Genomic DNA, 13,760 nt, shown 5'->3' with positions numbered 1-13,760 from the left:
AAAGATAGGAGAATTTTTTTAAATGATGAAATATATCAGCACGCGAGGCGGAAAAGAAGAGCTTACAGGAGCTCAGGCAATCATACAGGGAATCGCGCCAAATAAAGGACTGTATGTTCCGAAGGAAGTTCCTGAGTTGCCTTTTGCGCCGGGGGAAATGACGGGAAAGACATATCAGGAAATCGCATATAAAATCATCGGGACATTTTTCGATGACTACAGCGAAGAGGAAATGCATCACTGCATAGACGGCGCCTACGATGCCAAGTTCGAAGAGAAGGAGATCGTGCCTGTGACTAAAGCCGGCGACGCATTCTTCCTGGAACTTTATCACGGCAAGACCGCGGCATTTAAAGACATGGCTTTGTCCATACTGCCATACCTTTTGACGACGGCCACCAAGAAAGAACATGAGGACAAAAAGATCTGCATACTGACGGCAACCTCCGGCGACACAGGGAAGGCAGCCCTTGAAGGCTTTGCCGATGTGGCAGGCACGGAGATAATCGTGTTCTTCCCTAACCAGGGCGTTAGCCAGGTCCAGGAGCGCCAGATGGTGACTCAGGAAGGCGAGAACACTCATGTATTCGCTATCGAAGGCAATTTCGACGATGCCCAGACTGGTGTCAAGAAGATATTCAACGATGCAGCATTCCGCGACAAACTGGCTGGTATGGGCTGCAAGCTCTCATCGGCTAATTCCATCAATATTGGCAGGCTTGTGCCACAGGTGGCTTACTACGTTTACGGCTACATCAAGCTCATCGAGAGAGGCGTGATCGCAGACGGCGACAAAATCAACATCGTCGTTCCGACAGGCAACTTCGGGAATATTCTGGCCGCTTATTACGCTAAGCAGATGGGTATACCTGTTGCCAAGCTGATCTGCGCATCCAACAAAAACCGCGTCCTGACGGATTTCATCGAGACGGGCGTTTATGATATAAACCGTGACTTTTATCTGACCAATTCGCCATCCATGGACATTCTCATTTCCAGCAATCTGGAAAGACTATTGTTCCATCTCAGCGGTGACGATGGAGCCGAGATAAAGGATCTAATGGGCAAACTGGAATCTGACAAAAAATATCATGTCAGTGACAAAATCAGGGCTGGCATGAAGAATTTCTGCGGAGGTTTTGCTGATGTAGAAATGACCAACAAAGCCATTGGCGACATGTATAAGGACAACGGTTATCTTATGGACACGCATACGGCTGTGGCTTACAAGGTCTATGAGGATTACAGGGCAAAGACCGGCGACGAGACGCCGACGCTGATTGCTTCAACGGCCAGCGCTTACAAGTTTGCTGAAAGTGTAGCCAAATCCATAGGTCTCGACGATGAACCGGACGGCTTCCGTTATATAGATGCCGTATCAAAAGAGACAGGTGTGCGTGTTCCACGTGGTCTGAAGGATCTGGACAAGAAGGAGATTCGTCACAATGGAGTCATCGAGATACCTCAAATGGAGGAAACGGTAGAAAACTCAGTTAAGTAGTATAAGAAAATCGAGGGTTTTGCAAGGAAAGTCCTTGCAAAACCCTTCCCATTATGGTAAATTAGTTAAGGCGCATGGAGGATTGACCGAGTGGCTAAGGAGCTCGCCTGGAAAGCGAGTAGGGTGTAACAGCCTCGTGGGTTCGAGTCCCATGTCCTCCGCCAATACGCAAAAAGACAGGTTTTACCTGTCTTTTTGCGTATTGGCGGAGGACAACGGAAGGGAGTCGAAGCCACGACGTGGGTGAGAAAGTGTTGACCATTATGCTGAAGAGTTGTATATTTAAGTTATAGTATTCTATTTATGTAGCAGTTAGTTGCAACTGCAGAATGGAGAATTGTGATGGATAAGAATACGAAAATCAGGATCGGCATGCTGGTAGCACTTGATCTGGTCTGCGAGTCGATAATTGCTACACTTATTGTCAAGGAATACAGGAAAAGCATAAGTAACTAAGAGAAAGTAATAATAAGGAGGAAATCAGAATGGACAGATACGATGGTAAATGGAAAGCTTCATTCAAGCACTATGCAGCTGATGATGCAGCAGCATACAAGAGAAAGTTGGAACGAGGCGAAGTTACCCCAAATCACGTTTCAAAAGAAGAAGTGAAACATGATCAGAAAACGGTAATGAAGATATGTGTTTGGGCGCTTGTAATAGTAGTGATTGCCGGTAGTGTATATATTTGGATGCGTAACCATTAATATTGTTAAAGGCCCTAATGGTGTAGATGTATAATTTGTGCAGTAAAAAGGAGTAAATCACAACTAGCTGAGGAGGTCAACATTATGTTGGAAATAGGCACTAAAGCACCGGCATTCGAATTACCGGATCAAGACGGGAAACTACATAAACTGGAGGATTACAGGGGTAAGAAGGTGATATTGTATTTCTATCCCAAGGACAATACGCCGGGTTGCACCAAGCAGGCCTGCGGCTTTTCAGACAGGTATCCACAGTTCATGGAAAATGGAGCAGTGATCCTGGGAGTAAGTAAGGATTCTGTAGCATCTCATAAAAAATTTGCAGATAAATATGGCTTGGTTTTCACTCTTTTGGCGGATCCGGAACGCAAGGTCATAGAAACGTATGATGTGTGGAAGGAAAAGAAAAACTATGGAAAAGTATCCATGGGCGTTGTCCGCACTACATATCTCATCGACGAAGCTGGAGTTATCATCAAGGCCAACGATAAGGTCAAGGCTGCCGATGATCCTGAGAAAATGTTAGGTGAGATCGAAGGCATGTAAATGTCTGGCCGGTTATAATAATATTGCGGAAAAGTCTAACAATCTTGTCACAAATTTGTGGCGAGATTGTTTAGTATATAGAGAGGGGGCGACGATTTGAAAAGAGAACCTGACGGCAAGGTCATAGAGCAGTTTTATGAGCGATATTTTGATTCCCTTATGATCATCGCCTGCTCATATACGCGGAATCGGGATGACGCTATGGATCTCGTGCAAAGTACTTTTCTGAAGGCACTGTTATCATATGAGGAGAATGGAAGTTTTCTTTACTGGGCCAACAGAGTGATGCGCAATGACTTCTACAATCAGAGGAAAAAGCAAAGCAAGATAGCAGATGACCCCATAGAGGATCATCATATTGAGTCCGGTGAGGATTTACTGGACGATTATATACACAATGAAGAAAAAAATCGTCTGGCCGAGATGATAGCTATGTTGCCGGAGAAGTACAGAGATATAATGATAGAAAGCACATATATAGGAACCAGTGACGAGACCATAGCAAAAGATCGGGGCATGAGCCCGGCTAATGTCAGGCAGATACGGTCACGTGGGAAGAAAATGCTTATTAAGATGATGGAGGGTGAAGATGAAAGATCATAAGAAGGATGAGATCGATCTGGCGCTGGACGATCTGAAACTGGAAACAGATGTGGACCTGGATAAACTCATAGAAAAGAAAATCAACAGGAGAATCAGGAAAATCGCCTTGAAAACGGTCATCATAGTAGTAGCTATTCTGTTACTGATTTTCTTATGCATAAGTCCGGTCATGAACCTGATGAATACAAATCCAGCCAAATTGAACAAGGACGGAGGCACTAATAAATCCAGCACATTGGTAAAAGTATATGATGCTTGGCTGGAGACTAATTATCCTCTCAGAGAACTGGATGAGAAAGTTACTGTTGCTGAGGAGGGATTTGGAAACTACACTATCAAGTTACATGTTTTTAATACTAGTGAGAAAATAATCGCAGGTGATGAGTATAATGTTATACTGAAGATTAAACGAAGTAAGGTGTCAATTGACAAAGATACTAATAATTTGCTGACAAACAAGGGTGGTATGTTTTACACTAAGGGAATGTCGTGGATGGCCTCGAAAACTGAACAGGCAAATATCATAAATGAGATAAAGAAACTTCCTGAATCTGCCTATGTGGATCTGGTAGTTTCAGGAGTAAAACCGCGTGATACAAGCAGTTTGAAAAGAACTGAAACAAATGACCTGTCTTTAGAGTGGTATCAGGTCTATCAGCCGAGCTGTGATTTTCAGGGAGGCATAGCTGCTTCAAAAGTAAAGTGGTACAGTGGAAAGGAACGGGATAAGATGACTTCTGCTGAACTGAATAAGGCATACATACGTAATCTCAAGACTTTAAGGGATAATAAGGAACTATGGGCTGATCTGGGCCTTTTTTCCGGAAACAAGCAATTCGTTGGCGGGGAATACGATCTAAATAATAACATTAAGGCGGCAGAGAAGTCTGGCGTTATCAAATGCAAGAATTACTGTGTAAGAGGAACCAAAGAAGCTATCCTTGAATATATCGAAAAGTACGATAACGACATCAATATGATAAACGTGATCAATGTACAATTATCGACTTTGTAGATATGCAATGGAGAAAGAGATGAATGCAGAAATCGAAATAAGAAATAAACTCATAAGCCTGGCGGAGCCTGAATACCGGGACTTTTCATCAGCTCTGGTCCCTGGCTGCGGCGATATGCTGGGGGTCCGGATACCAATCATACGTGGCGTGGCTAAAGACATAGCTGTTCACAGAATGGGAATCGATCCTATAGAATATCTGGAGAATGCAGAGGAGAAGTACTTCGAAGAGACCATGCTGAAGGGGCTTATTATAGGCGAACTGAAGGGTGATGTTGAAGTTGTGCTGGCGCAGGTCGCAAAGCATATCCCCAAGGTCACCAACTGGTCTCTGTGCGACAGTTTCTGCGCAGGGCTTAAGATAACAAAGAAAAACAAGGCTCGTGTCTGGTCTTTCCTCGAGAGTTACTGGCAGTCAGAGAAACCTTTCGAGATCAGGGTTGCAGTCGTCATGTATTTGGATTATTATATTGATAAAGAGCATATTGAAGATCTCTTTTACAGGTTCGACCATATAAACAATGACGATCATTATGTAAAAATGGCCGTAGCCTGGGCTGTATCGACCTGCTTTATCAAGTCCCCGGAAGAGACTATGAAGTATCTGAAATCAAACGATCTGGATGATGAAACATATAATATGGCATTACAGAAAATCAGAGATTCCCTGAGAGTTGATAAGGAAACCAAAGAGATGATCAGTACAATGAAACGTTAGATAATCAGGAGGAAGAAATGAGCGATAATATCAAAGTCAGACCATCAGTTCTGGCAGACTGTCAGCAGTTTTATGAGTGGGAAAGCACTAGAGATGTAACTGAGTTTTTCAGTATTGCCGATGGCCAGACATACGATCAGGTAGTGAAGGATTTCATTCTCATCGACGAGGATCCTGAGAAGGAGCAATATACTATCACAGATGAAGAGGGCAATATGCTGGGCCGCATATATCTTGCAGGTATCAGCAGAAGGCTCGACTCCCTAGAGGTCTACAGATTATACATCGGTGATCCAGCCGAGCGCAACAAAGGCTACGGCAGGCAGGCTCTCAAGTGGGTGCTGGACAGGGCTTTCCATAATGACACCTTCCACAGAGTATATTTTGACTATTACACAGGAAACCCGGCTCAATTCCTCTATGAATCCATGGGATTCCAGCATGAGGGTTTGGCAAGAGGCGCCTGTAAGAAAATGGGCAAGTACTATGATACCAATATCATGTCAATGCTTCGCGAAGATTACGAAAAACTGTATTAGGAATCAGTAGATTTTCGGTGTGAGAGAATCTCGGCCGTAAGATTTCATCAGTATAAGGCATAGGATGAACCCAAAGATAGCCAAAGCGACTATTAGGATCCCTATGCCTTTTATGTAGTCTGTCCAGATCATGGTTATTATGGCCATGCCTACTGTGCCGGTAAGACTGTTGGCAAAGTTTATCAGTGATGACGCTGAGCCTGAGTCTTCCTTCTGCTGGTTCAGAAGTATAGTAGTGGAGAATGGCCTCGACGCGGCGGCCATCATCATGAACGGGGCGAAGGCTATAGCGAAAACGTATGGGGATCTGTGGCCGAAAACCAGAATCACAAGTCCGCAGGCTATGGAAAAGCCAAACATCCAGTAGGACAAGGTGAAGACGTTCTTTTTGCGCAGGAATACATATATTATCGGGCCTAATACAGACGCCAGGGCTGTGGCCGCAAAGAAAAAACTGTAGGCTGTCGTGCTCAGGCCGAAGCTGGTTTCATAAATATATGAGCTTGTTGAGATGTACGCCATCATTCCTATCTGTGGCGTGATCATCGAGATAAGAAATATGGTGAATTTTTTGTTCTTCATTACTACGCCAAGTCGGGTGAATGATTTTATCAGTTTGTCCGTCAGACGCCGTTCCACAGGAAGAGTCTCAGCCATAAGAGAACACAAGATAAATATCATCAGGGATATGGCTGCCAAGACTACGAAGGCTGACTGCCAGCCGAAAAACCTGAAAAGTTGAGCCCCGATTATTGGGGCAAGTACGGGTGAAACCACGCCAAGCACTTGGGCTACTGCAAGTATCGTTCCCTGTGAATTGCCGGAAAACTGGTCTTTGACCAGGGCTGTGGTAACTGCGACCATACAGCCGCCGCCAAGGGCTTCGATGACTCTAGCGAATATGAGAAATTCCACACTGGTAGCAAGGGCACACCCCACACTGGCAATACCGTAGATGGCTACACCCGTAAGGAGGATTTTCTTACGTCCCAGTTTATCTGAAACAGGTCCGAAGAGGAGCATGCCTATTGCAAAGAAAAAGAAGAATCCTACCAGAGTCAGGTTCATTATCTTTGCGCTGGTATGAAAATATCCGGACATAGTCGGAAGAGCCGGAAGATACATATCAGTTGAAAGTGATGCTACCATATTGCTTACTGCAATGATGATTATCATACCGCCTTTTTTCAATTTTGGCTGTGGTACGAGCATGTCGTTATTAGTTGTTTCTGTCATATTTATATTTACTCCGTTGTTTATTTATCGCGTACTATATAATTATACCTGATTACACGGGAAATGCCATAGAAAAATATGCAAAACCGCAGAATAATTGAGGGTGTACATTCGTTGAAAAATATAGTATTATAGACATGTAATGAGTCACATAACCAAGGTGATATGACTCACACGAAATAAGATAAAAGAGGAAAGAAAAATGAAGAAATTTATGGAAGAATTTAAGGAATTCGCCCTCAAAGGCAACGTCATGGATATGGCCGTGGGCATAATCATAGGAGCTGCTTTTACGGCTATAGTAACATCCCTGGTGAGTGATATAATATCACCGTTACTAGGTCTCATAGTCAAGGTGAATTTCGCCGATCTGAAAGCCACAGTCGGCGGAGCTACATTTATGTATGGCAATTTTATTATGGCTGTGATCAATTTCCTGCTTATTGCCCTGGTGCTGTTCCTGATAATACGCAGCATCAACAAGCTGGGCGACATCAGAAAGAAGGACGAAGAAGTTGCGGCTCCAACAACTAAGATATGCCCCTATTGCAAGAGCGAGATCTCTGTCGATGCAGTAAGATGTCCTCACTGCACTTCAGAGTTGGAATAGAAAGGTGACAATATAGAAAGTAATACCTCCTCATGAGTAGTGTGACTTAGTCACTTAAATCTTAGTGATGATTTGATATAATCAATGAAAATCAGCTGAGAACTAACGGGGAGGTATTTTAATGAGTAAAACTGTAATAATTGGCGGGGTTGCCGGCGGAGCAACGGCGGCAGCCAGACTCAGGAGACTTGATGAAAGCATGGAAATCGTCATTCTGGAAAGAGGCGAGTATATTTCCTATGCTAATTGCGGTCTCCCATATTATATTGGAGATGTGATCAAGGAAAGGCAGGCTCTTTTACTGCAGACTCCTATGGCTATGAAGGCCAAGTATAATATCGATGTGCGTACTTCTAATGAAGTAGAGAAAATCAATAAAGACAGGAAAACTGTCACTGTAAGGTCGGAGCAGGGTGAGTATGAGGAGACATACGATGACCTGATCATAGCAACGGGATCATCGCCGCTTAAACCGCCTATTCCTGGCATTGACAACGAGGGTATATACAGCCTCTGGACGGTTCCTGATACTGACAGGATCAGAGCCATTGTAGACGAGAGAAAACCGAAGACAGCTGCCGTCATAGGCGGAGGATTTATCGGTCTTGAGATGGCTGAGAATCTTCATAAGAGGGGAATCAAGGTATCTATTATCGAAGCTCAGGATCAGGTCATGGCCCCAGTGGATTACGATATGGCTCAGCTTATTCATGAGAATTTGGATATGAACGGCGTGAGCCTGCATCTTGGAGATGGCGTAAGCGAGTTCATCAGGGGAGATGATATGGTGACTGTAAAGCTCGCAAGCGGTGCAGAGGTCACAGCTGACATGGTGATATTGTCTATCGGCGTCAGGCCTAACAGCCAGCTGGCAAAGGACGCAGGACTCCAGTTGAACAAGCGCGGCGGCATCAAAGTGGATCCTTGGATGCATGCCTTTGAAGAGGGCGAAGGTAATAATCAGGCAGACGGCATATGGGCAGTGGGCGATGTCATCGAGGTGGAGAACTTTATAACAAAAGAAAAAACCATGATACCTCTGGCTGGCCCTGCCAACAAGCAAGGAAGGATAGTAGCAAATAACATAAAGGGAGCGGCTGAAGAATACAAAGGCAGTCTTGGCACATCTGTCGCCCAGGTCTTTGACTACACCGTGGCTTCTACGGGAATCAACGAGAAAACTCTTAGGCTGGCAGGAAAAGAAAAGGGCAGGGATTATGAGGTGGCCCTCATAGTACAAAAATCCCACGCAGGTTATTACCCTATGGCAACGCCTATGACACTGAAGATGCTCTTTGATATGACCGGAAAGATACTAGGCGCACAGATAATTGGCCAGGATGGAGTGGACAAAAGGATAGATACTATTGCGACCACTATAAGACTGGGAGGAGATGTGCATAGCCTGGCAGAGCTTGAGCTGGCCTACGCACCGCCATATTCATCGGCGAAGGACCCTGTGAACATGCTGGGTTTCGTTGCAGGGAACATCCTCGATGGGAAAATGTCATTTGTCCAGTGGGATGAGATAAAGAAGGAAATGCAGGTACTGGATGTTACTGAAGATGTGGAGCGCAGGATCTGGGCAATGGATGATTCTGTACACATCCCCCTTGGTCAGTTGAGAGAACGGCTGGATGAACTGGATAAGAACAAGACGATAGTAGTCTACTGTGCCATCGGAGTCAGATCATATAACGGAGCAAGGGTACTCGCTCAGTGTGGATTCAAGGATGTACAGATCCTGGCAGGAGGGTCTTCCTTCTACAAATCAATGACTTATGTGCCATGTGCAGGCGACAGCCAGAAAGATGAAGGGAATGTTGAAGATATGAATGAATCAGGAGAGATAAAAATATTGGATTGTTGTGGACTTCAGTGTCCGGGCCCTATTATGAAGGTCAATGATGCCTTGAAGATCATGAAACCGGGCGAGACAGTAAGAGTGTCTGCCACAGATATGGGATTTGCCAAGGATGTTGAAAGCTGGTGCCAGAGGACTGGCAATACCTTCGTAGGCAAAGAGCGTAACGGCAGGGAAAATATTGTTACCATAAGAAAAGGTAACAACAGTGTGGGAAGTCCATGCTGCCCTTCATCTGAAAAGCCGGCAGAACTTCCCCAGGGCAAGACTATGATAGTTTTCGATGGGGACCTGGATAAAGTACTTGCTTCGTTTATCATAGCAAACGGCGCTGCAGCCATGGGCAGACCGGTAACTATGTTCTTCACCTTCTGGGGATTGAATGTGCTGAGAAAGCCGGAGAAGGTCAAGGTGAAGAAAACTATGATCGAGAAGATGTTCGGTGCTATGATGCCAAGGGGCACCGGTAAATTGAAGCTTTCCAACATGAACATGATGGGAATGGGAACCAAAATGATGAAGAAGGTCATGAAAGCCAAGAATGTTATGTCTCTTGAGGAACTCATAGAAGAGGCAAAGAAAAATGGCGTCAAGCTGGTAGCCTGCACCATGTCTATGGATATTATGGGGATAACGGCAGATGAACTCATAGATGGAGTGGAACTGGCAGGGGTCGCCAGCTATCTTGGTGATGCCGAGGTCAGTAATGTGAATCTCTTCATCTAATCTGCAAGATTGGATAAGGCTTCTTCTGAAGTGATGGTTATGCTACCACGAGAAAGAGAGACCAGACCTTCCTGAACGAAGTACTTAAGCATGCGGCTTATTACTTCGCGAGCTGAACCGAGATTGCGGGCTATCTGCTCATGGGTCATCTTGATCTGACCGTTTTCATCCTGTTCGTTGAGCAGGAACATGGCGAGCCTTTTGTCCATAGTCATGAAGAGGACCTGCTCCATGACCCACATAACATCCGAGAATCGGTTCAATGCAACCTTATACATAAAGTTCTCGACATATATATTTTCGGCAGTCAGCTGCTGAAAGAAAGGGGTGCTTATCTGATAGACAGAGGCATCCTTTTCTGCGTCTATAAACACATCGAAGGTCACAGCGTTCAATATGCAGGAGGCAGAAAGTACACAAAAATCACCTTCCTCCATATGAAAGAGGGTGATCTCGCGGCCGTCTTCAGAAAGCATGGACGTACGGAGCCTGCCTTTTCTGACCAGAAGTATGCCTATGCAGTCATTGGAACCGCGGTGGATCTGGTCTCCCGCGCTGTATTCAGTCAGTGTGGTATTATCTATGATGCCTTGCTTTTCATCAGAATCAAGTTTATCCCAGAATGGCAGTAGTGCGGTAAAATCTGCTGAGTTCATAACTGTTTCCTCCCATTTGCTAAGTCTATATAAAGAACGCTATCATATAAGTCGCTGCCCAGTAAGTGGCCAGCACCGGTACAGTGAGCCACGATGGGGTGTTTCTGGCGAAGCACCTGAAGGACAGAGTAAAGTCGGAAAACAGGAACAGACAGGAGCCGATGCCGAAGAGAAGACTGTGGGCGCTGACGCCATATACCAGCAGATAATTAAGACCCAGACCGCAGAAGCCGCCTATGAGCACCGCATATATGACAGAAGGCACAGCGTTGCTTCCGCATTGAAAGATGCCCTTCCTGATAAACAGAATCACCAGCAGCGGCATAATGAGGGCCAGAATAACAGGAAATCTGAAATCAAAGTTCATCATTACCATGGCTTCCCAGCAGAAGAGCAGGTGTGCCACAGCGAAACTGCCTACGCCGAGAGTGAACTCAGGTGATTTTTGCGCATTGTTCATCTCATCAGACAAGGCCAGAAACAGATCGCCCAGCCAGCAGAAAACAAGGCCTGCCAGCAATATCAACTCCCTGAATCCGCAGCAGCACCAGTGGGTATTCAGCACTGCGCAGAGAATGAAGCCTGAACTGACCGCCATTTTAAAAGGTATATATATTCTATTGGTTCTATCCATCATCCACCTCGCTTATTCATCTAAAACAATTCTAATCGTTTGGACGATCAAATGCAATACTCATGTGCTGCAAATTGTTTTGACATAGGTGTCTTATGATAGTAAACTTATCATAAATTGTTGTAAAAGTGTAAGGTGAAATTGAAAATATGAGATACAGGTTTAAAAATCTTAAGATGTCAATGGAATCTGAGCTTCATGAAAACAAAAGCAGCTTCGTTGTCTTTTCTGTGCTGAGAGTCCTGATCGTGCTGGTAATGATAAATCAGGCGTTCAATGCTGATTATGAGAATGTGTTCCTTTGTCTGGTCACTCTGGTATTGCTCCTGGTGCCGTATTTCGTAGAAGTGAAGTTCAGGGTAGAGTTGCCTAAGACACTGGAAATAATAATCATGCTGTTTATATTTTCGGCAGAGATACTGGGTGGAATCAATGAATTCTACATCAAGATACCTATGTGGGACACGATACTCCACACCCTCAACGGTTTCCTTGCCGCTGCTGTTGGTTTTTCGCTGGTGTATCTGCTTAACAGGAGCAAAAGCAATATCAATCTTTCACCGTTGTTCATGGCGATCGTAGCATTCTGTTTTTCCATGACAGTGGGAGTCCTCTGGGAATTCTTCGAATTTACCATGGATATGTTCTTCGGTACTGATATGCAGAAAGATACTGTGATAAATGTCATACGCTCTGTGACCTTGAATCCTGACGGGCGCAATGTGCCCTATGTGATAAAGGGCATAACAGAAACCACCGTCAATGGAAAGGACCTTGGCGTCAATGGGTATCTGGATATAGGTCTCATCGATACTATGGCAGATCTCTTCGTTAATTTTATCGGAGCCATTACATTTTCGATTTTCGGCTTCATATATGTTAAAAACCGTGACAAAGGCAGTGATGCTACCAAGAGGCAACAGAGAAACAGCAAACTGGTCGCTGATCTTACTCCGGTAGCCATGGCTGATGATAAGACATTTGATAATGTGCCTGAAAAAAAGAAAAAGAAAAAGAATAAGCACTGACTACACGAACGGGTATAGTGGAACTGCCTCTTTTTTGATATCATCAAGGGAGATAATGATTTTCGGTTAGGAGGCGTACTATGTTGAAAAGAAGTAAAATGATTTCATCTTTGCTTGTTGTTGCTCTTGCAGTTATGGTCTGCATATCCATGCTGGGTGTGTATAACATTTCCTATGGAGCAGGGCCGGGAGACGAGTATTCAGGCAAAGCACTTACAGTAAATAAGATAGATCTTTATGGCGATACTGATAATGATGTAAGAAACGAAGGACTCGCAGTATCCAAACTTAAGAGGACTATAAGCGATTTAGTTATAGACAAACCGGGATTGGCCAAGGTAGTGACTTCTGCAAAAGATTCCGATAACAGATGGCTCGATGTGAGCATCGCAGTGTATAAGGACAAGGCCTGTACAGAGAAGGTAGAACAGGTCAAAGTTGAAGAGGGCTATCTGGATGAGAATACAGGGAGTGCCAATTACTATTTTTCGGAAGCGGGTACTTATTATCTGGCTTATAATAACAACTATGATAATATCAGTGGAAATGCTTCCATATTGATAGAATTCTATAAGAATATCAGTAACTTTACCTACAGCGGTGCAGGAACATATGATGAGAATTCTCAAGTGGCTGGTACATTAAATGCTGTACCGACAACTATGAAGTTCGTGCCAAAGGTCACAGGAGTGTACGCTTTTAATGGTGATTATGTAAAAGTATTGAATTCCAAGAAAAAGGTCATAAGCAATACTAAATATGGAGATATGAGTAGTTTCGGATTGAAGAAGAATACGACTTACTATATCTATTATCCTGTAATAAGCGGCGCTTCTGTTGAATCAACATATTTCGGACCAGGCAGAGTGACGGGTCTGAGCAGTTCAGCTACTTCTTTTTCTAAAGCCAGGAAGCTGAAATCTATCACGCTGAAGGGTACCGGAACTGAGGATGAGGATTATGAAGGACAGTATATCAAGGCCGGAATGTATATCGGAAGCAAATCTTCTGCCTGGATAAAGTTGAAGGTAACAGGGAAAAAATCATTTGCTTTTGCTACCACGGGATCATTCAACGGCAAATATTCAGCAGTAATGTACTCATCAGGAGGGAAGAAGCTCTTCACAGTGACCAGGAAGGACACCAAAAGGACTCTGAAGAAGGGTACATATTATATCAAGTTTTCCAGATCATCTTCGACCTATAGCGGAACAGCAGGAATCGAAGCATTCTAGACAGAACATAAAAAACAGCCATCACATTATACGCGGTGGCTGTTTTCTTAGTATGACGGGCATGCCGTCAATCTGTGGTGAAAGTCCATGTGGGGCGTAGTTGCCGACGAACCCCAAAAGCGATTTGCAAGTTTCACATCGT

14 protein-coding genes and 1 tRNA gene are annotated in these 13,760 nt (G+C 44.3%); 12 read left to right on the top strand and 3 right to left on the bottom strand.

Annotated features, from left to right (window positions below; all coding sequences use genetic code 11):
* Positions 1 to 22: 22 nt before the first annotated feature.
* From thrC to EV211_RS01600, 8 genes are all read left to right on the top strand, one after another.
* Positions 23 to 1,501, top strand: coding sequence for a threonine synthase (gene thrC / locus EV211_RS01635; RefSeq protein WP_133527689.1), 1,479 nt, complete (start codon positions 23 to 25; stop codon positions 1,499 to 1,501).
* A 76-nt stretch (positions 1,502 to 1,577) separates the two neighbouring features.
* Positions 1,578 to 1,665: transfer RNA gene (locus EV211_RS01630), tRNA-Ser, on the top strand.
* Between the two features lie 321 nt (positions 1,666 to 1,986).
* Positions 1,987 to 2,208, top strand: coding sequence for a hypothetical protein (locus EV211_RS01625; protein WP_133527688.1), 222 nt, complete (start codon positions 1,987 to 1,989; stop codon positions 2,206 to 2,208).
* A gap of 84 nt (positions 2,209 to 2,292) precedes the next feature.
* On the top strand, positions 2,293 to 2,754 hold the full coding sequence (bcp, locus tag EV211_RS01620) for a thioredoxin-dependent thiol peroxidase (RefSeq protein WP_133527687.1): 462 nt from the start codon (positions 2,293 to 2,295) through the stop codon (positions 2,752 to 2,754).
* Between the two features lie 96 nt (positions 2,755 to 2,850).
* Positions 2,851 to 3,357 carry an RNA polymerase sigma factor gene (locus EV211_RS01615; protein ID WP_133527686.1) on the top strand — a complete coding sequence of 169 codons (507 nt, stop codon included), beginning with the start codon at positions 2,851 to 2,853 and terminating at the stop codon, positions 3,355 to 3,357.
* Positions 3,344 to 4,372 carry a hypothetical protein gene (locus EV211_RS01610; RefSeq protein ID WP_133527685.1) on the top strand — a complete coding sequence of 343 codons (1,029 nt, stop codon included), beginning with the start codon at positions 3,344 to 3,346 and terminating at the stop codon, positions 4,370 to 4,372. The genes EV211_RS01615 and EV211_RS01610 overlap by 14 nt, the downstream gene beginning before the upstream one ends.
* Before the next feature lie 19 nt (positions 4,373 to 4,391).
* A complete protein-coding gene (locus tag EV211_RS01605; protein ID WP_133527684.1) occupies positions 4,392 to 5,090 on the top strand; it encodes a DNA alkylation repair protein in 699 nt (232 codons plus the stop codon).
* A 17-nt stretch (positions 5,091 to 5,107) separates the two neighbouring features.
* Positions 5,108 to 5,629: a GNAT family N-acetyltransferase gene (locus EV211_RS01600; RefSeq protein WP_133527683.1), complete on the top strand. Its 522-nt coding sequence runs from the start codon at positions 5,108 to 5,110 to the stop codon at positions 5,627 to 5,629.
* A 3-nt stretch (positions 5,630 to 5,632) separates the two neighbouring features.
* Here the strand turns inward: EV211_RS01600 and EV211_RS01595 are convergent, their stop codons facing one another.
* Positions 5,633 to 6,865, bottom strand: a complete 1,233-nt coding sequence (locus EV211_RS01595) for an MFS transporter (RefSeq protein WP_133527682.1) — start codon at positions 6,863 to 6,865, stop codon at positions 5,633 to 5,635.
* A 202-nt stretch (positions 6,866 to 7,067) separates the two neighbouring features.
* On the opposite strand from EV211_RS01595, the gene mscL reads away from it, so the two are divergent.
* Positions 7,068 to 7,475 (top strand): large conductance mechanosensitive channel protein MscL, encoded by a 408-nt coding sequence (gene mscL, locus EV211_RS01590; protein ID WP_133527681.1) that lies wholly within the window; start codon positions 7,068 to 7,070, stop codon positions 7,473 to 7,475.
* A 121-nt stretch (positions 7,476 to 7,596) separates the two neighbouring features.
* The gene (locus tag EV211_RS01585; protein WP_133527680.1) at positions 7,597 to 10,065 is read left to right on the top strand and encodes a DsrE/DsrF/DrsH-like family protein; all 2,469 of its coding nucleotides are present in this window, start codon (positions 7,597 to 7,599) and stop codon (positions 10,063 to 10,065) included.
* Here EV211_RS01585 and EV211_RS01580 read toward each other — a convergent pair.
* Together EV211_RS01580 and EV211_RS01575 are read right to left on the bottom strand one after the other, a co-directional pair.
* Positions 10,062 to 10,721 (bottom strand): Crp/Fnr family transcriptional regulator, encoded by a 660-nt coding sequence (locus tag EV211_RS01580; RefSeq protein ID WP_133527679.1) that lies wholly within the window; start codon positions 10,719 to 10,721, stop codon positions 10,062 to 10,064. The genes EV211_RS01585 and EV211_RS01580 overlap by 4 nt on opposite strands.
* 25 nt (positions 10,722 to 10,746) lie before the next feature.
* A complete protein-coding gene (locus tag EV211_RS01575; RefSeq protein WP_166635331.1) occupies positions 10,747 to 11,355 on the bottom strand; it encodes a lysoplasmalogenase family protein in 609 nt (202 codons plus the stop codon).
* A gap of 149 nt (positions 11,356 to 11,504) precedes the next feature.
* Here EV211_RS01575 and EV211_RS01570 point away from each other — a divergent pair, with 149 nt between their 5' ends.
* Both EV211_RS01570 and EV211_RS01565 read left to right on the top strand, forming a co-directional pair.
* Positions 11,505 to 12,383 (top strand): hypothetical protein, encoded by an 879-nt coding sequence (locus tag EV211_RS01570; RefSeq protein ID WP_133527677.1) that lies wholly within the window; start codon positions 11,505 to 11,507, stop codon positions 12,381 to 12,383.
* An 80-nt stretch (positions 12,384 to 12,463) separates the two neighbouring features.
* Positions 12,464 to 13,618 (top strand): hypothetical protein, encoded by a 1,155-nt coding sequence (locus EV211_RS01565; RefSeq protein WP_133527676.1) that lies wholly within the window; start codon positions 12,464 to 12,466, stop codon positions 13,616 to 13,618.
* The last annotated feature ends 142 nt before the right edge of the window (positions 13,619 to 13,760 follow it).

The sequence above is a fragment of the Aminicella lysinilytica genome, from assembly GCF_004362975.1.
GTDB classification, from domain to species: Bacteria; Bacillota; Clostridia; order Peptostreptococcales; family Anaerovoracaceae; genus Aminicella; species Aminicella lysinilytica.
This window is presented reverse-complemented; position numbering and strand designations above follow the sequence as displayed.

What these genes read in the sequence shown, in the direction of transcription:
- EV211_RS01600 (WP_133527683.1), top strand. Translation starts at nt 5,108, where the DNA reads ATGAGCGATAATATCAAAGTCAGACCATCAGTTCTGGCAGACTGTCAG.
- EV211_RS01625 (WP_133527688.1), top strand. Translation starts at nt 1,987, where the DNA reads ATGGACAGATACGATGGTAAATGGAAAGCTTCATTCAAGCACTATGCA.
- EV211_RS01575 (WP_166635331.1), bottom strand. Translation starts at nt 11,355, where the DNA reads ATGGATAGAACCAATAGAATATATATACCTTTTAAAATGGCGGTCAGT.
- EV211_RS01580 (WP_133527679.1), bottom strand. Translation starts at nt 10,721, where the DNA reads ATGAACTCAGCAGATTTTACCGCACTACTGCCATTCTGGGATAAACTT.
- bcp (WP_133527687.1), top strand. Translation starts at nt 2,293, where the DNA reads ATGTTGGAAATAGGCACTAAAGCACCGGCATTCGAATTACCGGATCAA.
- EV211_RS01570 (WP_133527677.1), top strand. Translation starts at nt 11,505, where the DNA reads ATGAGATACAGGTTTAAAAATCTTAAGATGTCAATGGAATCTGAGCTT.
- EV211_RS01565 (WP_133527676.1), top strand. Translation starts at nt 12,464, where the DNA reads ATGTTGAAAAGAAGTAAAATGATTTCATCTTTGCTTGTTGTTGCTCTT.
- EV211_RS01605 (WP_133527684.1), top strand. Translation starts at nt 4,392, where the DNA reads ATGAATGCAGAAATCGAAATAAGAAATAAACTCATAAGCCTGGCGGAG.
- EV211_RS01585 (WP_133527680.1), top strand. Translation starts at nt 7,597, where the DNA reads ATGAGTAAAACTGTAATAATTGGCGGGGTTGCCGGCGGAGCAACGGCG.
- EV211_RS01610 (WP_133527685.1), top strand. Translation starts at nt 3,344, where the DNA reads ATGAAAGATCATAAGAAGGATGAGATCGATCTGGCGCTGGACGATCTG.
- EV211_RS01595 (WP_133527682.1), bottom strand. Translation starts at nt 6,865, where the DNA reads ATGACAGAAACAACTAATAACGACATGCTCGTACCACAGCCAAAATTG.
- thrC (WP_133527689.1), top strand. Translation starts at nt 23, where the DNA reads ATGATGAAATATATCAGCACGCGAGGCGGAAAAGAAGAGCTTACAGGA.
- mscL (WP_133527681.1), top strand. Translation starts at nt 7,068, where the DNA reads ATGAAGAAATTTATGGAAGAATTTAAGGAATTCGCCCTCAAAGGCAAC.